At 67.3% G+C, this 21,060-nt stretch carries 20 protein-coding genes and 2 tRNA genes; 4 read left to right on the top strand and 18 right to left on the bottom strand.

The genetic code is table 11. The annotated features are described in order from the left end of the window. Nucleotides 1-135: 135 nt before the first annotated feature. The 4 genes from sigJ to QH470_RS08335 all read left to right on the top strand — a co-directional run bounded on the left by sigJ (nucleotide 136) and on the right by QH470_RS08335 (nucleotide 2,885). Entirely contained in the window at nucleotides 136-975 is an 840-nt protein-coding gene (gene sigJ, locus QH470_RS08350; RefSeq protein WP_425302633.1) for an RNA polymerase sigma factor SigJ, read from the top strand. A 39-nt stretch (nucleotides 976-1,014) separates the two neighbouring features. Continuing rightward, nucleotides 1,015-1,434, top strand: a complete 420-nt coding sequence (locus QH470_RS08345) for a VOC family protein (protein WP_280271695.1) — start codon at nucleotides 1,015-1,017, stop codon at nucleotides 1,432-1,434. Between the two features lie 10 nt (nucleotides 1,435-1,444). Continuing rightward, on the top strand, nucleotides 1,445-2,011 hold the full coding sequence (locus tag QH470_RS08340) for a TetR/AcrR family transcriptional regulator (RefSeq protein WP_280271694.1): 567 nt from the start codon (nucleotides 1,445-1,447) through the stop codon (nucleotides 2,009-2,011). Nucleotides 2,012-2,081: 70 nt separating this feature from the next. Beyond that, nucleotides 2,082-2,885 (top strand): transglutaminase-like domain-containing protein, encoded by an 804-nt coding sequence (locus tag QH470_RS08335; RefSeq protein WP_280271693.1) that lies wholly within the window; start codon nucleotides 2,082-2,084, stop codon nucleotides 2,883-2,885. A gap of 39 nt (nucleotides 2,886-2,924) precedes the next feature. Here the strand turns inward: QH470_RS08335 and QH470_RS08330 are convergent, their stop codons facing one another. The 18 genes from QH470_RS08330 to recF form a co-directional block, all read right to left on the bottom strand. Then, a complete protein-coding gene (locus QH470_RS08330; RefSeq protein WP_280271692.1) occupies nucleotides 2,925-3,032 on the bottom strand; it encodes a DLW-39 family protein in 108 nt (35 codons plus the stop codon). Between the two features lie 207 nt (nucleotides 3,033-3,239). Continuing rightward, nucleotides 3,240-3,312: transfer RNA gene (locus tag QH470_RS08325), tRNA-Ala, on the bottom strand. A 39-nt stretch (nucleotides 3,313-3,351) separates the two neighbouring features. Next, nucleotides 3,352-3,425 (bottom strand) — tRNA-Ile (locus tag QH470_RS08320). 147 nt (nucleotides 3,426-3,572) lie between these two features. Continuing rightward, entirely contained in the window at nucleotides 3,573-4,511 is a 939-nt protein-coding gene (locus tag QH470_RS08315) for a DUF3566 domain-containing protein (RefSeq protein WP_280271691.1), read from the bottom strand. 57 nt (nucleotides 4,512-4,568) lie between these two features. Beyond that, the gene (gene gyrA, locus QH470_RS08310; RefSeq protein ID WP_280271690.1) at nucleotides 4,569-7,079 is read right to left on the bottom strand and encodes a DNA gyrase subunit A; all 2,511 of its coding nucleotides are present in this window, start codon (nucleotides 7,077-7,079) and stop codon (nucleotides 4,569-4,571) included. 74 nt (nucleotides 7,080-7,153) lie between these two features. Continuing rightward, nucleotides 7,154-9,205: a DNA topoisomerase (ATP-hydrolyzing) subunit B gene (gyrB, locus tag QH470_RS08305; RefSeq protein WP_280271689.1), complete on the bottom strand. Its 2,052-nt coding sequence runs from the start codon at nucleotides 9,203-9,205 to the stop codon at nucleotides 7,154-7,156. Nucleotides 9,206-9,600: 395 nt separating this feature from the next. Then, complete coding sequence (locus QH470_RS08300; protein WP_280271688.1) at nucleotides 9,601-10,167, bottom strand: DUF721 family protein; 567 nt, start codon at nucleotides 10,165-10,167, stop codon at nucleotides 9,601-9,603. Between the two features lie 12 nt (nucleotides 10,168-10,179). Further along, the gene (locus QH470_RS08295; protein ID WP_280271687.1) at nucleotides 10,180-11,052 is read right to left on the bottom strand and encodes an aspartyl/asparaginyl beta-hydroxylase domain-containing protein; all 873 of its coding nucleotides are present in this window, start codon (nucleotides 11,050-11,052) and stop codon (nucleotides 10,180-10,182) included. Nucleotides 11,053-11,059: 7 nt separating this feature from the next. Beyond that, a complete protein-coding gene (locus QH470_RS08290; protein ID WP_280271686.1) occupies nucleotides 11,060-11,794 on the bottom strand; it encodes a 2OG-Fe(II) oxygenase family protein in 735 nt (244 codons plus the stop codon). Beyond that, nucleotides 11,791-12,063, bottom strand: coding sequence for a phosphopantetheine-binding protein (locus tag QH470_RS08285; RefSeq protein WP_280271685.1), 273 nt, complete (start codon nucleotides 12,061-12,063; stop codon nucleotides 11,791-11,793). The genes QH470_RS08290 and QH470_RS08285 overlap by 4 nt, the downstream gene beginning before the upstream one ends. A 28-nt stretch (nucleotides 12,064-12,091) precedes the next feature. After that, nucleotides 12,092-13,414, bottom strand: coding sequence for a class I adenylate-forming enzyme family protein (locus tag QH470_RS08280; RefSeq protein ID WP_280271684.1), 1,323 nt, complete (start codon nucleotides 13,412-13,414; stop codon nucleotides 12,092-12,094). Continuing rightward, nucleotides 13,411-14,676, bottom strand: coding sequence for an MFS transporter (locus QH470_RS08275; RefSeq protein ID WP_280271683.1), 1,266 nt, complete (start codon nucleotides 14,674-14,676; stop codon nucleotides 13,411-13,413). Before QH470_RS08275 ends, QH470_RS08280 begins: the two co-directional genes overlap by 4 nt. Nucleotides 14,677-14,681: 5 nt before the next feature. Continuing rightward, on the bottom strand, nucleotides 14,682-15,695 hold the full coding sequence (locus QH470_RS08270) for a biotin synthase BioB (RefSeq protein WP_280271682.1): 1,014 nt from the start codon (nucleotides 15,693-15,695) through the stop codon (nucleotides 14,682-14,684). After that, a complete protein-coding gene (locus tag QH470_RS08265; protein WP_280271681.1) occupies nucleotides 15,689-16,939 on the bottom strand; it encodes an alpha/beta hydrolase-fold protein in 1,251 nt (416 codons plus the stop codon). Before QH470_RS08265 ends, QH470_RS08270 begins: the two co-directional genes overlap by 7 nt. Continuing rightward, nucleotides 16,936-17,790: a GNAT family N-acetyltransferase gene (locus QH470_RS08260; RefSeq protein WP_280271680.1), complete on the bottom strand. Its 855-nt coding sequence runs from the start codon at nucleotides 17,788-17,790 to the stop codon at nucleotides 16,936-16,938. The genes QH470_RS08265 and QH470_RS08260 overlap by 4 nt, the downstream gene beginning before the upstream one ends. Beyond that, on the bottom strand, nucleotides 17,787-19,142 hold the full coding sequence (locus QH470_RS08255) for a B12-binding domain-containing radical SAM protein (RefSeq protein ID WP_280271698.1): 1,356 nt from the start codon (nucleotides 19,140-19,142) through the stop codon (nucleotides 17,787-17,789). Before QH470_RS08255 ends, QH470_RS08260 begins: the two co-directional genes overlap by 4 nt. An 82-nt stretch (nucleotides 19,143-19,224) precedes the next feature. Then, complete coding sequence (locus QH470_RS08250; RefSeq protein WP_280271679.1) at nucleotides 19,225-19,563, bottom strand: hypothetical protein; 339 nt, start codon at nucleotides 19,561-19,563, stop codon at nucleotides 19,225-19,227. 282 nt (nucleotides 19,564-19,845) lie between these two features. Then, the gene (recF, locus tag QH470_RS08245; protein ID WP_280271678.1) at nucleotides 19,846-21,024 is read right to left on the bottom strand and encodes a DNA replication/repair protein RecF; all 1,179 of its coding nucleotides are present in this window, start codon (nucleotides 21,022-21,024) and stop codon (nucleotides 19,846-19,848) included. Between the last annotated feature and the right edge of the window lie 36 nt (nucleotides 21,025-21,060).

Genomic DNA, 21,060 nt, shown 5'->3' with positions numbered 1-21,060 from the left:
GCTGCTTCTGCGGTGTGATTCGGGTTCTTTCCGCCGCGGCGGGGGGGGGGCGCCTCGTCTAATCCGGCCACCACTTCGGGGAAGGCCTCCCGCTGCTCCCGCACGACCGGCCCACGACGTCGAAGAGGTATGAGCGTGGAGTTCGAACAGCACCGGCCGGAACTGTTCGCGGCGGCCTATCGCATGCTGGGCAGCCGCGCCGAGGCCGAGGACGTGGTGCAGGAGGCGTGGCTTCGCTGGCGCGGCGTCGACCACGACACCGTGACACAGCCGCGGGCCTACCTGTTCCGGCTGGTCTCCCGGTTGGCCATCGACCAGCTGCGAAAGGCGAAGGCGCGGCGGGAGACCTACATCGGTCCGTGGCTGCCCGAGCCGCTGCTCACCGGCCCCGACGCGGATGCCGAACGGGCCGAATCGGTTTCGATGGCGCTGCTGGTCGTGCTGGAGGCACTGGATCCCGCCGAACGCGTCGTCTTCGTGCTGCACGAGGTGTTCGGTTTCGAGCACGCCGAGATCGCCGAGGTGCTCGGGCGCACCGAACGCGCCACCCGCCAGCTCGGCTACCGGGCCCGCCGCCACGTCGACGCCCGGCGGCCACGGCACCGGCCGAGCCCGCACGCGCACCGCGAACTGACCGAACGCTTCCTCGTCGCCGCAGCCGGCGGCGATCTCACCGCACTCACCCGCCTGCTCGCACCCGACGTCGTCTTCTGCGCGGACGCCGACGGCCGGTCCGAGACGCCGCGCACGCCGCTGCACGGCCTGACCGCGGTCGCCGGTTACCTGTGCTCGGTCACCTGGGCCTGGCCCGACCCGCTCGACCGCCACCTCACCGAGATCAACGGCGGTCCCGGCGCGGTGCTGCGGACCGGCGCCGAGCCGTATGCCGTGCTGTCCCTGGACATCGATGCGGACAACCGGATCCGGACGGTCCGGCTGGTGCTCAACCCCGACAAGCTGACCGCCGTCCGCTGACACCTGGCCGCATATCGGTACATTGTGTACCGTTTAGTCATGACGACGACGGAATGGCCTACCGGTCTCGAGGTGGCCCAGGTGCGAGTGGCCAGGCCCACCGACCAGCTCGACCGGATCGAGGAGTTCTACACGAAGGTCATCGGGCTGCCGGTGCTCTACCGATTCGAGGGGCACGCCGGATACGACGGCGTGATGCTCGGACTGCCCGGCACGGCGTACCACCTGGAATTCACCACGCACATCGACGGCAGCCCGGGGCCGGCGCCGACCACGGACAATCTCCTCGTCCTCTACTTCCACGGCGACGCGAAGATGTACGAGGTGGTCGAGCGGCTCGCCGCGGCCGGGCACGAGCCGGTCGAGGCGGAGAACCCGTACTGGGCCGGAGTCGGCGCGCTGACCTTCGAGGATCCCGACGGCTGGCGGGTCGTCCTGGTGCCGCGGCCGGTCTTCTAGAGTTCGGCGCATGGTCCGGACCCGAGACACCCGCATCGACGACGCGATCCTCACCGCGACGGTCGATCTGCTCGGTGCGGTCGGGTACCGGGAATTCACGATGGGCGCGGTGGCGACCCGGGCCGGGGTGCACCGTCCGGCGGTGTACCGGCGCTGGCCGTCGAAGCGTCACCTCGTGGTCGAGGCCGTGGCCCGACAGCTCGGCGTCACGCCGACACCCGACACCGGCGATCTCCGAAGCGATCTCGTCACGGGAATGTCGACGCTGGTCCGGGCGCTGGCCGGGACCGCCCTGGGCCGCGCGCTTCCGGCCCTCGTCGCCGACCTGGCATCCGACCCGGAGCTGGCGGCGGAGTTCCGCCGGCGGGTCTTCGATCCGCGCCGCGAAACCACCGCCGCCGCACTGCGTTCCGCGATCGCCCGGGGCGAGGTCGACCCGGACACGGATCTGGATTTCATCCTCGACGCGCTGGCCGCTCCCCTGTACTACCGCGTCCTGTTCGGTCACCTGCCGCTCACCGAGCGCCTGGCCGAGCAGAGCGTCGACACGGTCCTTGCCGCACTCCGCAGCAGGTGAGCGCCGAGGAGACGGACACGCCCGCCGGTCGGCGCGCGCACCGGGGACCGAGCGGGCTCACAATGGAGCGATGAAACGCGACGTCTCCGCTCGCCTGGACGTCGAAGTGCATGCGCCCACCGCGGTGGAATTCCAGATCGCGGTCGCGCGGCAACCCGGTGTCGAACTGAGCGAGACGCTCGAATTCACGCTCGACGGCGAGCACATCGACGCCCGCGAGGTGCACGGTCCGCACGGCACCCGCATCCACGTATTCGATTCGCCCACAGGCACTTTGCGGGCGCGCTACCACGCGTCGGTATGGGGGTCCGCCCACCCCGAACCCGTGTCCGACTACGACCGCGCGGTATATCTGCGACCGAGCCGATTCGCCGAGTCCGACCGGATGCTCGCCTACGCGGCCACCGAATTCGGTTACGGCGCAGGCGATCCGGATGTCCCCCGCCGGGTCGCCGAGTGGGTGGGCCGCCGTGTTCGCTACGTCGCGGGCAGCAGCAGTCCCAGCGACGGCGCGGTGCAGACCCTGCTGTCCGGCCGGGGCGTCTGCCGCGACTACGCCCACCTGGTCGTCGCGCTACTGCGGGCGATCGGCGTGCCCGCCCGGGTCGCCTCGGTCTACGCGCCGGGCTGCGTCCCGATGGACTTCCATTGCGTCGCAGAGGCTTACGTGGACGGCGCCTGGTGGGCCCACGACCCGTCCTACCTCGCCCCGCGCGCCGGTCTGGTCCGCATCGCCACCGGCCGTGATGCCTCCGACGTCGCCTTCCTGGACAACCACGGCGGCGCGATCACGGTCACCGAACTGTCGGTGAACGCCGTCGTCGACGGCCCACTCCCCCTCGACGACCACGCCCGGCCGGTCGCGATCGCCTGACCGGCCGGGCGGCAGTGGAGCCTGAGCGCCCCGGACAACCTAGCGGGTCGTCACCTCGTGCCACGTATCCGAATCGTTGCGCTGGCGGAACTTGCTGACAGCGACGACAACCGCGATCACGACACCGAATGTGAGGAGAAGTTTCATGGCGCCCAGCCTACTGGAAGCCGTCGAATCGCCACCCTCGCGGAGTCAGCGATGCTGCGGCTCAACACATTCGGGCAAACTCGGCGCGGAGGACACCGGACGGCCCATGGTGCTGCTCTCCAACCCACCTCCACCTCGCCACCGTCACCACCTAGCGCAGGAGAAAAACAACGACTCCGCAAGTCGAGGACTTGCGGAGTCGAAAGGTGGAGCCAAGGGGAATCGAACCCCTAACCCCTGCCTTGCAAAGGCAGTGCTCTGCCAATTGAGCTATGGCCCCTGGGTTCTCGAATTCCACCCGACCGCGATGTCCGGGAAGTGGGTCTAGGAGGACTTGAACCTCCGACCTCTTCGTTATCAGCGAAGCGCTCTAACCGCCTGAGCTATAGACCCGTATCGGCTCTCGGACCGTGTCTCCGAACCGAGAGCAAAGACTACCCGAATCGGCCTGCAACAACCAAAACGGCTGGTAGGAGGGTTGGAGGCCGGGAACGGAAACGGCCGGCGCCCGAGTGGGCACCGGCCGTTCGCGGGACGGGTCTAGTCCGGGTCGGCGAGGGTGACCTGAACGCCGCCCACCAGGTCCGTGCATTGGTTGTAGATGAATACCCCGACCGTGGACAGGGCCGTCAGCAGCACCACGTTGATCAAGCCGATCACCGCGGCGTAGCCGAACACCGTGCCGGCGTCGATCAGAGCCGAGGACGACGAGCTGCCGTTCGACATGATGTCGGTGAAGCTGCTGTTCAGGCGGTCCCACACACCCATGCCGGACAGCACGATGTACAGGAAGCCGACCGCCAGCATCCACACGAAGAACATCGACACGCTGATCACCAACGAGATCTTCAGTGTCGACCACGGGTCGATGTGGCGGATCTGCACGGTCGCGCGCAGTGGATCACCGCCCGCGGCCGCGGCCACCGCGGCGGGCACCGCGGGCGACACCGCGACGGGCTGCGGATGCGCGCCGACCGGTGCGGCCTGGTTCGGCGGTAGCGGATGCCGCAGCTCCGACAGGTCCGGCATGTCCTTGACCAGTTCCGGTCGGGAGATGCTGCGCGTCGGCCCGTCGATGCCGACCGACTTCACCATGGCGGCCTCCTTGCGGGCCGCCTTGGCCGCCAGGTCGGCCGTGGTGCGGGCGTTGGTGAGACCGCCGCCGAGCCCGACCGGGGCCGTCGGCGGCCGCCCCGCCACCGGAGGCTGACCCGGCCGGTGCAGATTCGACTGCGGTTCCCGCTGTGGCAGCTGCGACCAGCCATCCTCGAACCGCGAGGCATCACCGCCCTCGGCGGACGCCTGCGACTTACCCGCCTCGGCCTGCTGGTCGGACCGTTCGGGTGCGCCACCCGAACCGTTGTCTCCCGTCGACCCCGGCCGCGGAATCGGCCGCGGCGGAATCGGGGACGGCGCGATTCGCTCGGTCACACCGTTGGCGTGGTGCCGCTCGTCGTTCGGCTGATTCGGAGTGGTCAATTGGGATTCCTTAGATCCTTCGTGCCGCTGCCTGTAAAAACTAACTGCTAACCGAACCTACTGCTTGTCAAGACCGTCGGCCTCCTCTTCACTGGAAACCTGATCGGGCTCATCGGCGTTTCGGGCTATGGCAAGCAACGTATCGCCCTCGCCGAGGTTCATCAATCGCACGCCCTTGGTCTGTCGGCCGGCCCGCCGCACCTGGTTGGCCGCCGTCCGGATGACACCGCCGCCGGATGTGATGGCGTAGATCTCGTCATCGTCGTCGACAATGAGCGCGCCCACCAGGGTGCCACGTTTCGGGTCGTACTGGATGGTCAATACGCCTTTACCGCCGCGGCCCTGCGCCGTGTACTCCTCGATCGCGGTGCGCTTGGCATAGCCGCCCGACGTCGCGACCAGCAGATACGTGTCGTCGCGGACCACGTTCAGCGACAGCAGCCAGTCGTCGGTGTTGAAGCGCATGCCCTGCACGCCGGAGGTGGCGCGGCCCATCGGGCGCAGCACCTCGTCGTTGGCGGCGAAGCGGATCGACTGGCCGTGCGCGGACACCAGCAGCAGGTCGTCGTCGGCCGAACACAGTGCGGCGCCGACCAATTCGTCGCGGTCGCGCAGATTCACCGCGACGATGCCGCCGCTGCGGTTGGAGTCGAAATCGGTCAGCTTCGACTTCTTGACCAGCCCGTTCTTGGTCGCGAGCACCAGGTAGGGCGCGTCCTCGTAGGTCTTGATCTGGATGACCTGGGCGATCTTCTCCTCCGGCTGGAAAGCCAGCAGGTTGGCCACGTGCTGGCCGCGCGCGATGCGGCTGGCCTCGGGCAGCTCGTAGGCCTTGACCCGGTACACCCGGCCGAGGTTGGTGAAGAACAGCAGCCAGTCGTGGGTCGAGGTGACGAAGAAGTGCTTGACCAGGTCGTCCTGCTTGAGGCCGGCGCCCATCACGCCCTTGCCGCCGCGCTTCTGGCTGCGGTACAGGTCGGTCTTGGTGCGCTTGGCGTAGCCGGTCTCGGTGATGGTGACGACCACGTCCTCGCGGGCGATCAGGTCCTCGTCGTTGACATCGCCGTCGGCGGCGATGATCCGGGTGCGCCGGTCGTCGCCGTGCTTGTCGACGATCTCCTTCAGCTCGTCGCGGACGATCGCGCGCTGCCGCTCGGGCTTCTCGAGAATGTCCTTGAGGTCGGCGATCTCGGCCTCGATCTTGGTCAGTTCGTCGACGATCTTCTGGCGTTCCAGGGCGGACAGCCGGCGCAGCTGCATGTCCAGGATCGCGGTCGCCTGGATCTCGTCGATGTCGAGCAGCCGCATCAGGCCCGTGCGCGCGGTCTCGGTGTCGGCCGAGCGCCGGATCAGGGCGATCACCTCGTCCAACGCGTCGAGCGCCTTGACCAGACCGCGCAGGATGTGGGCGCGCTCCTCGGCCTTGCGCAGCCGGTAGCGGGTGCGCCGGATGATGACGTCCAGCTGATGGGCGACGTAGAACCGGATCATCTGATCCAGCCGCAGGGTGCGCGGCACGCCGTCGACGATGGACAGCATGTTGGCGCCGAAGCTGGTCTGCAGCTGGGTGTGCTTGTACAGGTTGTTCAGCACGACCTTGGCGACCGCGTCGCGCTTGACCGTGACCACGATGCGCAGGCCCGCGCGATCGGAGGACTCGTCGTGGACATCGGAGATGCCCGCGATCTTGCCGTCCTTCACCTGCTCCGCGATCGAGTTCACGAAGTTGTCGGTGTTGACCTGGTATGGCAACTCGGTGATGACGATGGTGGTGCGACCGCGGTTGTCCTCCTCGATCTCCACCACGCCGCGCATGCGGATCGAGCCGCGCCCGGTCTTGTAGGCGTCCTGGATGCCCTGGCCGCCGACGATCAGGCCGCTGGTCGGGAAGTCCGGGCCCTTGACGAACTCCATGCACGCCGCGAGCGTGGACTCCTCGTCGGCCTCGTGATTGTCCAGCGCCCAGTAGATCGCCTCGGCCACCTCGCGCAGGTTGTGCGGCGGGATGTTGGTGGCCATACCGACCGCGATGCCACCTGAACCATTGATCAACAGGTTGGGGACACGGCTGGGGAGAACCACCGGCTCCATCGAGCGGCCGTCGTAGTTCGGCGTGAAGTCGACGGTCTCCTCGTCGATCTCCCGCAGCATCTCCATGGCCAGCGGGGTGAGCCGGCACTCGGTGTAGCGCATGGCGGCCGGGCCGTCGTTGCCGCGCGAGCCGAAGTTGCCCTGGGGATCGATGAGCGGGTAGCGCATCGACCACGGCTGCGCCATGCGGACCAGGGTGTCGTAGATCGCCGAGTCGCCGTGCGGGTGGTAGTTACCCATGGTTTCGGCGACCGGGCGCGCCGACTTCACGTAACCGCGGTCGGGGCGGTAGCCGTTGTCGTGCATCGCGTACAGGATCCGGCGGTGCACCGGCTTGAGGCCGTCGCGCACCTCGGGCAGCGCGCGGCCCACGATCACGCTCATCGCGTAATCGATGTAGCTGTTCTGCATCTCCTGCTGGATGTCGACCGGTTCGATGCGGTCGCCGCCTTCAGGGGGCAGGGTGGTCTCGGTCATGGAATCGTCTCCGTTGGAAGTCTTTGCGGGCGCACGTCATTCGCCGTCCCGGCGGACCGGGACGGCGGCGGGGCCTACAGATCGAGGAAGCGGACGTCCTTGGCGTTACGGGTGATGAAACTGCGCCGGGCCTCGACGTCCTCACCCATCAGGATGCTGAACAGCTCGTCCGCGGCGGCCGCGTCGTCCAGCGTCACCAGGCGCAACAGCCGGGTGGCCGGATCCATCGTGGTCTCCCACAGCTCCTTCGGGTTCATCTCACCGAGACCCTTGTAGCGCTGCACGCCGTCGTCCTTGTTGATCTTCTTCCCGGCGGCCAGGCCCTGCTCCATCAACGCGTCGCGTTCCCGGTCGGAGTACGCGAACTCGGGCTCGCTGCGCTGCCACTTCAGCTTGTACAGCGGCGGGCAGGACAGGTAGACGTGCCCTTGCTCGACCAGCGGGCGCATGAACCGGAACAGCAGCGTCAGCAGCAGCGTGGTGATGTGCTGGCCGTCCACGTCGGCGTCGGCCATCAGGATGACCTTGTGGTACCGCAGCTTCGAGAGGTCGAACTCGTCGTGGATACCGGTGCCGAAGGCCGTGATGATCGACTGGACCTCGTTGTTCTTGAGGACCTTGTCGATGCGCGACTTCTCGACGTTGATGATCTTGCCTCGGATCGGCAGGATCGCCTGGTACATCGAGTCGCGGCCGGACTTGGCCGAGCCGCCGGCGGAGTCACCCTCGACGATGTAGATCTCCGACAGGCGCGGATCCTTCGAGCGGCAGTCGGCCAGCTTGCCGGGCAGCCCGCCCAGATCCGTCGCGCTCTTGCGGCGCACCAGCTCCCGGGCCTTGCGCGCGGCCATCCGGGCCTGCGCCGAGGACACCGCCTTCTGCACGATCGTCTTCGCGTCGGCCGGGTTGGCCTCCAGCCAGTGCGCCAGGTGCTCGTTGCAGGTGCGCTGCACGAACGACTTGACCTCGGTGTTGCCGAGCTTGGTCTTGGTCTGGCCCTCGAACTGAGGGTCGGAGACCTTCACGCTCACGATGGCGGCCAGGCCCTCGCGGATGTCGTCACCCGTGAGGTTGCCGTCCTTGTCCTTGATGAGCTTCTTGTCCTTGGCGTACTTGTTCACCACCGAGGTGAGCGCCGCGCGGAAGCCCTCCTCGTGGGTGCCGCCCTCGTGCGTGTTGATGGTGTTGGCGAAGGTGTGCACAGACTCGGAGTAGCCCGAGTTCCACTGCATGGCCACCTCGAGTTCGTGGCCGGTGCCCTTGCCGGTGAACGAGACGACCGTGTTGTGGATGGGCTGCTTGGTGCGGTTGATGTGCTTGACGAAGTCCTCGAGCCCGCCGGGGTAGTAGTACGTCCGGGTCTTCACCTTGTGGGTGGCCTGCTCGGCGGCCACCTCCGCGTTGAGCTTGGGAGCGTCGGCGGTATCGCTGACAATCTCCTCGGTGACCTCGGAGTCGCTGACCCGCTGGTCGGTCAGCGTGATGGTGAGGCCCTTGTTGAGGAAGGCCATCTCCTGGAGCCGTCGCGCCACCGTCTCGAAGTTGAAGGTCGTCGTCTCGAAGATGTCCGGGTCCGGCCAGAACCGCTGCGTGGTACCCGTCCGCTTGGTGGGCGGGCCCTGGATCAGCTTGCCGGGCTTGGCGTCCTTGTACTCCTGGCTCCACTGGTGGCCGTCGCGGTCGATCTCCATCTCGAACCGGGTGGACAGCGCGTTCACCACCGACAGACCCACGCCGTGCAGACCACCGGACACCGCGTAGGCGTCGGAGTCGAACTTGCCGCCGGCGTGCAGCTGGGTCATGACGACCTCGACGGTCGGGATGCCCTGCTCGTGCATCTCCACCGGAATACCGCGGCCGTCGTCGCGCACCTCGACGCCGCCATCGGCCAGCAGAGTGACGTCCACTCGCGTGGCGTAGCCGGCCATCGCCTCGTCGACCGAGTTGTCCACTACCTCCCAGGCGAGGTGGTGCAGACCGCGCTCACCCGTGGAGCCGATGTACATACCCGGACGCTTGCGAACCGCCTCGAGGCCCTCGAGGACCGTGATGTTGGAGGCACCGTAGTCCTGATTGCCCGCTTTCGCCCTGGTAGAGCCGCTTGCGTTGGAGTCGTTGGCAGCCACTGCTCGGTAGCTCTCCTTACTTGCTGATCCCTCCGCACAGCGTCGGACAGCACACGCGAGACCCGATAGACATCTACTCGAGACCACGAACTGCTCGAGAATTACGGATCTTCGCGCGGGCTTGCCCGGAACGCGCCGAAGGTATCGCCGCTAGTTACTCCACCATCCTACTGGTACACCCGGCCCAGGATGCACCTATGACACCCCTGAGAGCGTCGTGAGTGCGTGAAATCGATCGCCGCCGAGTCCGGTTATAGGTTTCACCGCTCCGGTGGGCCTCAGCGGCTCGACGAGTGGCGCGGTACGAAGTTTGCGGAAACGTGCTGGCGATCTTCCGGCGATCGCCGTGTCGGACGACGAAAACCGCGCTGGCCGAACTGGTTCCACGTGAAACCTCACCCGTAGGTGTCGCGCGGGCCTCGACCCTTGATGTGCCGTTCACCCTTCCGCCAGCTCGGCGCCGCCGGTCCGCTGATCTTCAGCGACGTGACCGCACCCGGCCCGACAGCCGCGGAGATCTTCGCCAGGATCTGGGCCTGCAGCATGCGTAGCTGAGTCGCCCAGGCGGTGGATTCCGCCTGGATGCTCAAGACGCCGTCGGTGAGCGATACCGGGTTCGCGTGCGCGGCCACGTCCTCGCCGACCACGCTCGCCCAGCGCCCGAACACCATGCCCTCGGCGACCTTGGCGGACCAGCCGCGGCTCTTGGCCAGCGCGCCCGCCAGCGCGGACAGCGGCTGCGGATCGCGCTGATCGGGCCCGGCCCCCGACCATCCCGAGCGGCGGCGCAGCGCCCGGACACCGCCCTTGCGCGGCGACGCGCGCCCCTGACCGACCGCCTTGCCGCTCGCCCGCGCGGCGGCTCGCGCCTCCTCGAGCGCCCGGCGGGCCAGGTCGACTCCGTGCAGCTCACCCTCCGGTTCACCGGCGGGCGCGGCGTCGCGGTCGACACCATCCGCCATCGGGGGCTCCCTTCACTCGTCCTGTTCGGTACTTCCTTCGCGGGAAAGGCTATCCGTTCGGGACAGAGTGCGGGCGCGTCCACGGCTGGTGTCACGTGACATCGACCCGGCCAGCGCACCGGCCCAGTAGGTCCGGTAGATCTGGCGTCGCCAGACATCCATCAGGTGTCCGAGCGCGGCTCGTTCGATCGCGGTGAGGTCCGGATGCCAGATATCGAAGAGCAGGACGGCCCGCGCGGAGTCACTGTTGTTCCAGACCTCGTGCTCGAATGAATCGTCGAACACGAATGCCGTGCGTTCTTCCCACTCCCGCACCTCCCGGCCGACGCGGATCGCACAGCCGGGCGGCACGACCAGACTCAGATGACATCTGAGATGCGCGTTCGTATATCCGGTGTGCGCGGTGATGTGCGTCTGCGGACCAGCGATGGAGAAATAACACATGCCGCAGCCCAGTGCGCCCGGGATCGGGCCGAGCGCCGCGACGGTCCGGGGACACGAACGAAGGTGCCGGGCCTGGGGACGGCCGACGTTGTAGAGATATCTGGCCGACCAACTGCCCCGGTCGACCGAACCCGTCGAGGGTGATCGCACGGTACCGGCTCCCGCCACACCGCCCAGCGCCTCGAACTCCGCGGTAATCGCCGGCGCGGCGCTCTCCAGTCCGGACAGCCAGGGAAACGCCTCGCGTTCCCACCAGGGAACAGCCGACAGTCCCGGAACATAGATGGTCGGAAGTTGCCCGGCGGGCACGTGCCGCGGGATCTCACCGCAGGCTGTTATCTCGAGCCCCTGCCACAGCCGGGCGAGGTCGGCTCGATCCACGTCGTATCGGTCGGACCAGCTCTTCAACTGTTCCGGACCACTCAGAACCCACGGTTGCATCGCTACCTCACCTGGTCGCCGATCCTGCCAATACCTCGGTCACCATGCGCCGGCCGCCGTGCCGGTTCGTCTCGCGCTCGCCGTGAGCGGAGACGAATCCGGTCAACGTGCAGCGCAGGTTGTCACCGGCGACCGGGTCGACCCGGGAGATCGTGTGAATCGTCCCCGTACGCACGAGCACCAGCCGATTCGGTTTCGGGACGATGGCGACGGGGTTCGAGGGGCATCGTTCGACCAACACCTCCATCCGCCGCAACAGGTTGTCGGGCGCGGCATCGTCCGGCCGGACCAGGCTTTCGGCGTCCACGTCCAGCAACAACAACTCACCGCCCCAGGACGCCGGCCAGCGCTCGTGCAGGAACAGGACGAATTCCCCCCACCGCCCCTGGCCCGCATCGTTGTGCCAGCCGAGTCGGCTGCCCGCCGGATATTTCCAGAAGGCGAACGACACCCGGTCCCAATCCCGCTCGGCGCGGCCGTACAGGCCGGGCTCGGAATGCACCACCCCGCCCAGCTTTTCGTATACCGCGGGCCGGCCGCCACGTACGTCCGGGCGGCCCAGTTCCGGACCGAAATACGTTCCTCTCGAACGAAATGCCCGCCCATCGTCGGCCGCGGAGACCACGCTCTCGATCGACTCGAAGGACGCCCGGTGCAGCATCCGCCGGGCGGCCGTCAGCTCCGCCGGATCCAGAAAATCATCGATGACGACGAATCTGTCGCCACGCTGAGTCTCTCTCATGAATTCCCTCCCGTTCCGATTCGTTCGGCCGTCGCGAGCGCGGCGGCCCAACCGGCAATGCACCGTTGTTGCGGATCGACCAGCACCCGATCCGGAAGTTCTCGATCGGTCGCCTGCTCCAGCGCGGTCGCCAGTGCCATCCAGTCGAGCGATCCCAGCCCCAGTACGGCCAGGTCCCGGGTGCGCAGGTCCGCATCGGAAACCAATTCCGCGGCACTCGCCACCCGGGTGTCGTATTTCGACATCACTCGAAACACATGGGTAGCCACCAGCAATTCGTATGCCCCGGTCCGGGCGCTATCGGATGCCTGCTCCGTCATGCGCATCCCCCTCTCCGATCATTTCGATCATCGCCCTGCGATCCGGCTTGCCGATAACGGTCCGAGGAATGCGGTCGCATCGGACGACACGCGGAATCGGCTCGCCGGGTGCACGTTCGGTCAGGCTCTCCAGCACCTCGTCGGTGCTCGCAGCGCCGGCTACGAAGGCGTAGAAGTCCTGGATATCCGGGTCGTCCGGGCGTGCCAGCACGAGCAGGTGCAGGTCGGCCACGCCGGGCACGCCGGTCACCGCCTCCCGGACCGCCCGGACGTCGACAAACCGGCCGTTCAACCGCAGACCGCCCGCCGCACGCTCCACGAATCGCACTGTGCCGTCCTCCTCGTGCCGGACCACATCCCCCGTGTTCCACACGCTCGCCGGCGCCTGCTCATCGAGATATCCCTCGACCGGGGCCGCGATTTCGAGCAGCAGTTCGCCTTCCGACCCGCGTGGCGGCGCCGCGATCCGCACCCCGGACAGCGGCGCTCCGATACCGGTCGTGCCGACGAACGTGCCGCCGGTTTCGGTGGACCCGTAGCCGCGCAACAACTCTCGCCCGAAGCGCATGCGGAAGGACCGGTCGAGCGCGTCGCTCACCGGACCCGCACCCACCAGCGCCGTTCTCGGCGTGGCTGTTCCGGTCCGGCGGGTGTCGACCAGGAGTCGGGCAATCGGCGGCGTCATCACGACCACCGACACCGAACCGGCGTCGATCGAGCCGGCGAGGGTACTCGGCCGGACGAACGGCCTGATCTCGACAGCGGATCCGCTCAGCAACGCACTCGTCAGTGTTCCCCATCCCAGGGAGTGCGCCGGCGGGATCGGCACGGCGACACGGTCTTCCGGCCCGAGGCCCAGACTTTCGCGATAACCCGCCGCCTCGAGCAGAACACTGGCTATCCCACGCCGAACGAATTTCGGCCGTCCGGTGCTCCCCGAGGTGGTGTGTACCACGGCGGTCGAGCTCAGCCCCGGCTCGCGGTGGGACGCCCGCCCGCGGCGAATCGCCAGATCGCCGGTGACGAGCCACGCGCTGTGCGCTCCGGCCGTCGCGGCGTCGCGTGCGGCGTCGGGGACCGGTATCGCTTCGCAGTACCAGAGGGCCAGCACCGCGATCACGAACTCGCGGCCCTCGAGCCCGCTCAGTGCGACCAGGTCATCGGGACGCACACCGGCATCCCCGACGGTTCGCATCATGTCCCGCAGGTCGGTACTGCGCTCGTCCAGCGGCGCGCCGTTGACGAACAGCCGCTGTCCCAGAATTCGCATGGCCAGGTCGCGGCGGCGTGGCGCGGTCATACGGGTGCCTTTCCCGGCTCGATCAAATGGTCTGCGGGCACGGAGAGGAGTCGGTCGATGCCGACGATCGGCAAAACGGTCACGACCGCACCGACCACGCCGATCCACAGCGCCGGGACGATGCCCACCGCGGTGCCCAGCCAGCCCGCCGTCAGCGCCGCGAAGGGCATAGACGCACGCACGACATAGCGCAGGGTGGCATTCATCCGGCCCTGCATCTCCTGCGGGCAGCGCTGCTGCCGTACCGACAGTTGCGGCACGCGGAACGACACCGCTCCCAATCCCGTCCCGAATTCGCCGACCAGCAGCAGGGTGACCGCCACGGCCGAACCGCGCGAACCGTTCAGCGCGGCGAGCGGGCCGAACGCGGAACAGCCCGCCGCGACCAGCAATCCGCCCGCCATCACCCGACCGTCGCGGAACCGGCGCTGTAGGGCGGGAACGAGCAGCGCGCCGAGAACACCGCCGCCCGCGCCCGCCATCATGATGACGCCCAGCATGAGGCCGTCGAAGCCGAGCACGCGCAGCACGAGCAGGGGTATCAGCGTCGTGACGATGGTCGCGAAGAAGTTGGAGACCCCGACCGACACCGCGAGGCGTTGCATCACAGGCTCTTTCAGGACGAATCGCAAACCCGACGCGATATCCGCTCCCAAGCGAGGTCTTGCCCGATCTCGCCGCGGCGCACGGACCTCCCGGTCCCCGATGGTCAACAGCGCGAACACGCTCACGAGGTACGAGGCGGCATCCACGAGCAGCACGGCGGGCGCGCTCAGCACCCGCATCAGCATCCCCGCGAGTCCGGGCCCACCGAGGATGGACACCTGCGCGGAGGCTTCCAGCCGGGAGTTGGCCGTCGCGATCCGGTCCGCCGGGACCAGGAGCGGAATGTAGGACAGATAAGCGATATCGAAGAACAGCGCCGCGATCCCGACGGTCACCGCCACGACGTACATGACCTCGATGGTCAGGTGCCCGGACCACCACAGCAGCGGGATCACCAGCATCAGCACGGTCCGGACCGACGAACACAGCACCATGAGGCCGCGTTTGCGCATTCGGTCCACCCAGGCCCCGGCGGGGAGACCGAGGATCAGGGCGGCCGCGGTCGATGCCGCGGTCAGGATACCGACCTCGCCGCTGCTCGCGCCCAGAACGTCCACCGCCGTCACCGACAGCGCGAGGCCACCGATCCGCGCACCGAAAACCGACAGGGTCTGCCCGAGCCAGAACCTGCCGAAGTCCGTGGATACGCCCGGCATCGGGCTCATTGCCGGTTGCTTCCCGGACCCGGCACGGAATCGACCGGTTCGAGGAAGACCGATCCGCGAGTCTCGAGGCCACTGGACCGAACCAGGTCGCGCACGTGCTGCAGTTTGACGACGAACCTGTCCTGCCCGTAGATCAGGTAACGGTTGCGATTGAGCTCGCCGGTGAAATTCACCGTCATGACGTTCGCACCGGCCATCAGGCCCTGAGCCTGGCCGCCGGAGCTGTTCTTCTCGAGTGCGCTGACCGAGGGGATCAGGATATCGGGGCAGCAGATCCGCAAGCAGGCCAATATATTCAAAGCCAGATCGACCGAGCCGCTCGGCGCCGATTCCAGAGGCGTGCGAGGCGCGGGCACGAACGGGCTCACGCTGCACATGTGCGCGCCCATCGCGTGCGCCAATTCGATGTCGTCGACAATACTTTCCAGCGTCTGCCCCGGTAGGTCCGAGATGATTCCGGTGCCGACCCGGTAGCCGAGATCGAGGAGATCGTCGAAGCAGCGCAACCGTTGCTGCAGGGAATCCTCGCGCATCAATTGATGGAGCGCCGGGTCACTCGTCTCATGCTTCAGGATGTAGCTGGTCGCACCGGCCCGCCTGAGCCGTTCGTACTGGTCACGGCGCATATTTCCGAGGTTGAGAAGTACCTCGACCCGGTTCGAGTACATCTCTTGAATCGCCGGTATCGCCTTCTCCAGAATGGAGATGTTCTTCGTTGTCTCGCCGCCCTGGAGGAGGACGATATCGATTCCTGCCGCGTGGATCGCACGGACTCGTTCGACGATCTCGTCGGAACTCATGAAGTAGCGGTCGTTGTCCAGAGTATTTTCCCGGCGCATGGGGCAATACCGGCAATTCACCCTGCATACATTGGTAATTTCGACAACCCCGCGCAGGATTACGGTGTCTCCGAAGTGCAGTGCGCGCAGCCGGCGAGCCTCGGCGAACAACTCCCGCTGTGCGGTGCCCGTGGCCCGCAGCGCGGCACGAATCTCGGATCGAGTCAGCATCGGTGGCTCCCCATTTCGCTCGCGATGTATGCGCCGTCGGATCGGCGGACCGGAAGGGAGATCGACTGCTCGGCGAAGATCCCCGAATCGGCCGATTCGCGGTAGGTGCCGATCACCGTTTCCAGGTCGGGTTCGAAGCGGACCACCGTATCGGTGCCGTTCACCGAGACGGTCACCTCCGCACCGGGCTCGAACCACCGACCGGTGAGGTCGACCGTCACGTAATCCGCGCCGCGGACCTCGACGTCGAGCCGGTGGTGTGCCGTCCGGCGCGCACGCACCTCGGCCTGCGCTCGGCCCGAGATGCCATGCAGCCGAACCCAATGCGCACGGCCGTGATGGTCGGCGTCGGCGCGATGCCACAGCTCCGAGGGTTGACTGCGCCGCCGCATCCGCAACCAGGCCGCCAGTCGCTCGTGCAGCGATTCGGACGCCGCCAGGCCCAGTGTGGAGAGCTGATGCTCGCCGTCGGGCACCTCGGCGTACTCCACGCACGAGTGGCCGAGGCGCCGCAGCTCCGCGACGGATTCGCGGTCGGATCGGGGTGGGATCTGCTCGTCTCGGCCGCCGTGCACGACGAACAGCGGGAGCGCCAGCGCGTTCTCGAGCAAGGCCCTGGTCCGGCGGTCGGTGCCGAATGATTCCCACACCGAGAGAGCGCCGTTGAGCGGCACGGCGGCCGCGAACTGGTCCCAGTAGCGCAGGCCGAGATTCCATGCTGCCAAGCCCCCCATGGACACGCCGGCCAGCACGCATCGGTCGGGGTCGACGTCGAGTTCGGCGCGCGCCCACCGCAATGCCGCCATCGGCAACCCCGGCGCGGCGAGGTCCCATCGAGGCAGGGTGAATCGTTTGCCGAACAGCCCGGCCAGATCGAGATTCGCCGCGCCGGGCGGAAGCGAAGTCGCCGTCGGGCACAGAACGGCCATCGACAGGCGTTCGCCGAGCGCCGCGAACGCGGGAAGGATCCGGTCGCCGCTGCCGCCCGCGCCGTGCAGGACGATCAGGGCGCCGAGATCGCGGCGCGATGTAGTCCGCGACGGCACATGAACCGCGACCGTTCCCGTGCCGCCGGCGCCGTCCTCCACCTCGATCTCGGTGGGGACGAGCCGTGGCGGTAGCGGCTCGCGGCGGCGCAACAGGCTGGCGAGGTCGTGCGCGTCGATTCCGCGGTGGCGGAAATGGCGTACCGCCGCGTCCGTTTCGGCCGACAGGCACAGCGACCGTGCTTCATGCGGCATCATCGCCGGCTCACCCGTCCGCTGAGATGGTAGGGCGGCTGCTCGGGTACGCGTGCGACATCGAAGTCGAGGCGGGCGACCCGGACCGGGGTGCGACTCAGCCGGCGCGCCCCGGTGCGGGTGAGCGCCAGCGCTGTCGCCAAATCCGCGGCGGGCAGCGGTATTTCGATACTTCGCAGTCTTCGTGCTCGCGTCACCGTCTCCACGGCACGGACGAACTCCGGGAGATCCGCGACGGAGGCGTACGGATAGCCGCTGACAACGAGCCTGTGCCGGTCGGCGACCCAGTGCAGGATGCTCTGGTCCCGCTGTCGGAGCGGCTGCACGTCGGTGTCGAGCACGCAGGGCAGCAACGGATGTGCCGTGCTGGGTGAGGCGCTCTCGAATCCGATCGAGCCACTGTCCGGGGGCGGCGGCGCGTCGTCCGGCTCGGGTTCCGTCGCCGCCGCGGCCGGGACCTCGAACCTGTGCAGAAGCGGTCCGGCGATCCGCAATCGCAATCGCCGCGCCAGGACCGACTCGGGCTGATGCGGCTCGGCCCAGGCGACCAGGCCGGCGAAGCCCGCGACGCGGGCCTCCTCGCGCAGGCCGAAGACCAGTTCCAGGGCCGTCCCGCCGCCACGCCGGTCTTCGCGTACGACGATGCCCTTGAGCAGCAGGTGGTTTCCCCACCGCATGGCTCGGTGCACCGCGCACAACGTGCCGTCCTGATCGACGGTGCCCATCCACAGATAGTCGGTGCCGGACGCGAGCTCGCGGGCCAATGTCCGTGGGCTGTAGGCAGTCGCCCCGATGAGGTGAGTGATCGCCGGGGCGTCGGACGGCCGCAACCGGCGCACGAGGACGGTACTCAAGCCGTTTCACCGCCTACCTGCGAGGCCGCGCGCGGGCTGTTGCGAAGCGCCAGGAAGGGCAGATCGACCACGTTGCTGTCGGTCGGCCCGGCCGGGACGGGAACCTTCGTCATCCGCCGGCTCGCGGTCTTGCCCGCCATGAGATTCAACAGGACGCCGGTCGGGATGAAACGCTTGTCGAGAAATTCGACGACCCACGAGAAAAGGTTTTCGTCGAAGGGATAGAAGGTGGGATCCAGCAGGTCGTCCTCGGTCATCGCGAGCTGTCTGGCGAGGGCGGTCTCGGGCAGCACCCGGTATCCGACGTGCATGATCAATTCGCCGGTGCGCAGCTTTCGATTCGCGTACTCCGCGGAGGCGCGAACACTGTCCACATTCTCTCCGGGGCCCCCGAACACGATATTGACACGCAGATCCAGGCCGTGCCGCCGACACCGATCGATACACCGGTCCACGTGCCGTATATCGAAACTCTTCCCCAATGTCTTCATCATTCGGTCGTCGAGGCTGTCGGGAGATATGACGATATAGTCGACCCCACTCGAAGCGAGGATCTGTGCGAATTCGTCGTCGAACGGCTTCGGGGTGAAATATGCCGACCACCGGAGGCCCGGAAGGCGCAGGTCGGCGATCGTGCGCGCGACTTCCTTCGCATATCGGATCTCGGCATTGAAGATGCCATCCGTGAAGAATACCCGCCTGATTCCGGAGTCGTAGATTTCCTGTAGCTCGGCAGCGATCAGGTCCACCGGCTTGAGATCGCCCGCATTATCGCCGCTGATGTAGGCGTACGGGCAGTACACACAACCTTGATAACAGGTCTTCCGGCGGGTTTCGACGCCGATCATCGGATCGTCGGTCGCGGCATAGGCGGCCATCAATGCGGCCGGATGTCGGAGCAGTTCTGTGGTGAAACCGTCGTAACGACGTCCCGGAATATTCTTGCGCTTTCCCCGGTATCGCTCGGGGTCGGCAACGATGTCGAGCATAACCTGTTCGCCGGGGCCGACCACTCCGGCATCGAACCCCAGCCGCCGGAGCAGCTCGTCCGCGAACAGGCTATACCCTGGGCCTCCGCCTACCAGTAGTGGAGTTCGGTCCCCGGTCGCATCGCATACCCGATGAACGAACCGAGCGTAGTGCTCGACGTGCCCGCCACATGCGAGGTCGATCGGATCGATGTTGCGAATCGTGAATCCGACGACATCCCAGGGCTCGCTCGCCCAGGAAAGGTCCACGGAGGCGTCCGGATCCTCGACGAAGTCGATCAGACGCGTCGTATGCCCGGCCCGGTCCAATGCATTCTGGATACATCGCAAGCCGATCGGAAATATCGGTTCGTTCCCGGGCATCGGCAGACTTGCAAGATTGACAAGCGCAACACGAGCCATTCCAACCCCCGTTGTGAGTGGCGGATCAGTAAATATCTACCGGCTACGCCTGGACGGCGACGCCGCGGTGCTCCATGAACGCCGGCTCGAGTCCGGGCTGGTCACACGAAGGCGACACGATCTTGTGCAGGAAGTCCGAATCGACGAGATCGAACAGTGTCTCGCAGATCCTGTCGAACCGCTCGGGCTCGGTGGTCATCAGAATCTCCACTCCCTCCTTGTCCATCACCAATCCCGCCTTCTCGATGGTCCGGAGCGGGTTGTTGGCGAGATCCGCGGCGAATGCGCTGTCATAGGTGAGACGACCGATCATCGCCTCCATAGTTTTCGCCGCATTCGCGGCCTCGGCCAGTTGTTCCGATGAGTACAGGTTTTCGGTCATGACGACTCTCCTGGATGTTGAGGAATTTACTCGGCGTCCGCAAAAAGGCAGACATCATTACGGATCGTAAATGCCAGGCGATTATCACCCCCAGGAAACAGAACTCCTGCTACGCAGATTAATCGACTTGGAACTACGCCACGCCGAACGTGACCGCCCCACCGACGTGCACCGCAGGCCACAAAGGAGAACCGTCTGTCCGGACCGGATAGCCGCGTGGCAACCTCCCCAGCTGGTCCGCCATGGCTACCGGGCGCGGAGGATATCCACCGGATCTCGTCGTTACGGACGGCCGAGCTGGGAGGTGCGCTGGTCTGCCTCGCCGGTGGTTTCGATGCGCACGGGGGTGGCATCGAGTTCGGGCGGAACGTCCTCGGGGACGGCCGCGGTGATGAGTACCTGTTCGGCCGTGGTGGCGACGGCGGCGAGGGCGGCGCGGCGGCGGCGATCCAGTTCGGCGAAGACGTCGTCGAGGAGCAGGACCGGGTCGGTGCCGACGCTGCGCAGCAGCTCGAAGGCGGCCAATCGCAGCGCCAAGGCGAAGGACCATGATTCCCCATGGCTGGCAAAGCCTTTGGCCGGCGCCGAGCCGAGCATCAGTTCCAGGTCGTCGCGGTGCGGGCCGACGAGACAGACGCCGCGCTCGAGTTCCTTGGCCCGCGCGGCCGCCAGCTCGCTCAGCAGGACCGACTCCAGCACCGCGGCGTCGTCGGATTGCGGAATCCGCTCGGGCGCCAGTAATTCCGGCGGCAGGTGCGAACTCCGGTAGCGGATGGCGGCCGGACGCGATTCCGGGGCGATCGAGCCGTACGCCCGCGCCAGGTAGGGGTGGAGTTCGTGCACCAATCGCAGGCGCTGCGCCAGCAGTTCGGCGCCGTGCGCGGCGAGATGGCCGTCCCAGACGTCCAGCGTGCTCAGCTCGGCGGGCGTGCCCGACCGCGAGCGGGCTTGGCGGCCCGCGGTTTTCAACAGTGCCGAACGTTGCCGGAGCACCCGGTCGTAGTCCGAGCGCACACCCGCGAGGCGCGGCAGCTGTGCGGTGCACAGCTCGTCGAGGAAGCGCCGCCGCTCGGACGGGTCGCCGCGCACCAGCGCCAGATCCTCCGGGGCGAACAACACCGTCTGGAGGATTCCCAGGATCTCCCGGGTGCGCCGCACCGGCGAGCGATTGATCTGCGCGCGATTGGCCGAGCCCTGATTGAGTTCGATATCGATACGGAGCTCGCGCCCGGAGTTCACCACGGTCGCGCCGATCCGAGAGCGCTGCGCCCCCAGGCGGATCAGGGGCGCGTCTGTGGATACCCGGTGCGAACCCAGGGTCGCGAGGTAGCCGAGCGCCTCGACCAGGTTCGTCTTGCCGTTGCCGTTGGAGCCCAGGAAAACCGTTCGGCCGACGGGCAGTTCGAGTTCGGCCTGCTCCCAGGAGCGAAAGTCCCGCAGGCTCAAGGCCCGGACGTGCATCGCTCAGTTCACCGTCCCCGCGGGTAGTCCCTGTGG

Source organism: Nocardia wallacei (assembly GCF_029868745.1).
In the GTDB taxonomy this organism is placed as follows: domain Bacteria; phylum Actinomycetota; class Actinomycetes; order Mycobacteriales; family Mycobacteriaceae; genus Nocardia; species Nocardia wallacei_B.
This window is presented reverse-complemented; position numbering and strand designations above follow the sequence as displayed.

Coding starts and splice junctions, on each gene's coding strand:
- QH470_RS08345 (WP_280271695.1), top strand. CDS start 1,015: ATGACGACGACGGAATGGCCTACCGGTCTCGAGGTGGCCCAGGTGCGA.
- QH470_RS08340 (WP_280271694.1), top strand. CDS start 1,445: ATGGTCCGGACCCGAGACACCCGCATCGACGACGCGATCCTCACCGCG.
- QH470_RS08335 (WP_280271693.1), top strand. CDS start 2,082: ATGAAACGCGACGTCTCCGCTCGCCTGGACGTCGAAGTGCATGCGCCC.
- QH470_RS08330 (WP_280271692.1), bottom strand. CDS start 3,032: ATGAAACTTCTCCTCACATTCGGTGTCGTGATCGCGGTTGTCGTCGCT.
- gyrA (WP_280271690.1), bottom strand. CDS start 7,079: ATGACCGAGACCACCCTGCCCCCTGAAGGCGGCGACCGCATCGAACCG.
- QH470_RS08300 (WP_280271688.1), bottom strand. CDS start 10,167: ATGGCGGATGGTGTCGACCGCGACGCCGCGCCCGCCGGTGAACCGGAG.
- QH470_RS08295 (WP_280271687.1), bottom strand. CDS start 11,052: ATGCAACCGTGGGTTCTGAGTGGTCCGGAACAGTTGAAGAGCTGGTCC.
- QH470_RS08290 (WP_280271686.1), bottom strand. CDS start 11,794: ATGAGAGAGACTCAGCGTGGCGACAGATTCGTCGTCATCGATGATTTT.
- QH470_RS08280 (WP_280271684.1), bottom strand. CDS start 13,414: ATGACCGCGCCACGCCGCCGCGACCTGGCCATGCGAATTCTGGGACAG.
- QH470_RS08275 (WP_280271683.1), bottom strand. CDS start 14,676: ATGCCGGGCGTATCCACGGACTTCGGCAGGTTCTGGCTCGGGCAGACC.
- QH470_RS08270 (WP_280271682.1), bottom strand. CDS start 15,695: ATGCTGACTCGATCCGAGATTCGTGCCGCGCTGCGGGCCACGGGCACC.
- QH470_RS08265 (WP_280271681.1), bottom strand. CDS start 16,939: ATGATGCCGCATGAAGCACGGTCGCTGTGCCTGTCGGCCGAAACGGAC.
- QH470_RS08255 (WP_280271698.1), bottom strand. CDS start 19,142: ATGCCCGGGAACGAACCGATATTTCCGATCGGCTTGCGATGTATCCAG.
- QH470_RS08250 (WP_280271679.1), bottom strand. CDS start 19,563: ATGACCGAAAACCTGTACTCATCGGAACAACTGGCCGAGGCCGCGAAT.
- recF (WP_280271678.1), bottom strand. CDS start 21,024: ATGCACGTCCGGGCCTTGAGCCTGCGGGACTTTCGCTCCTGGGAGCAG.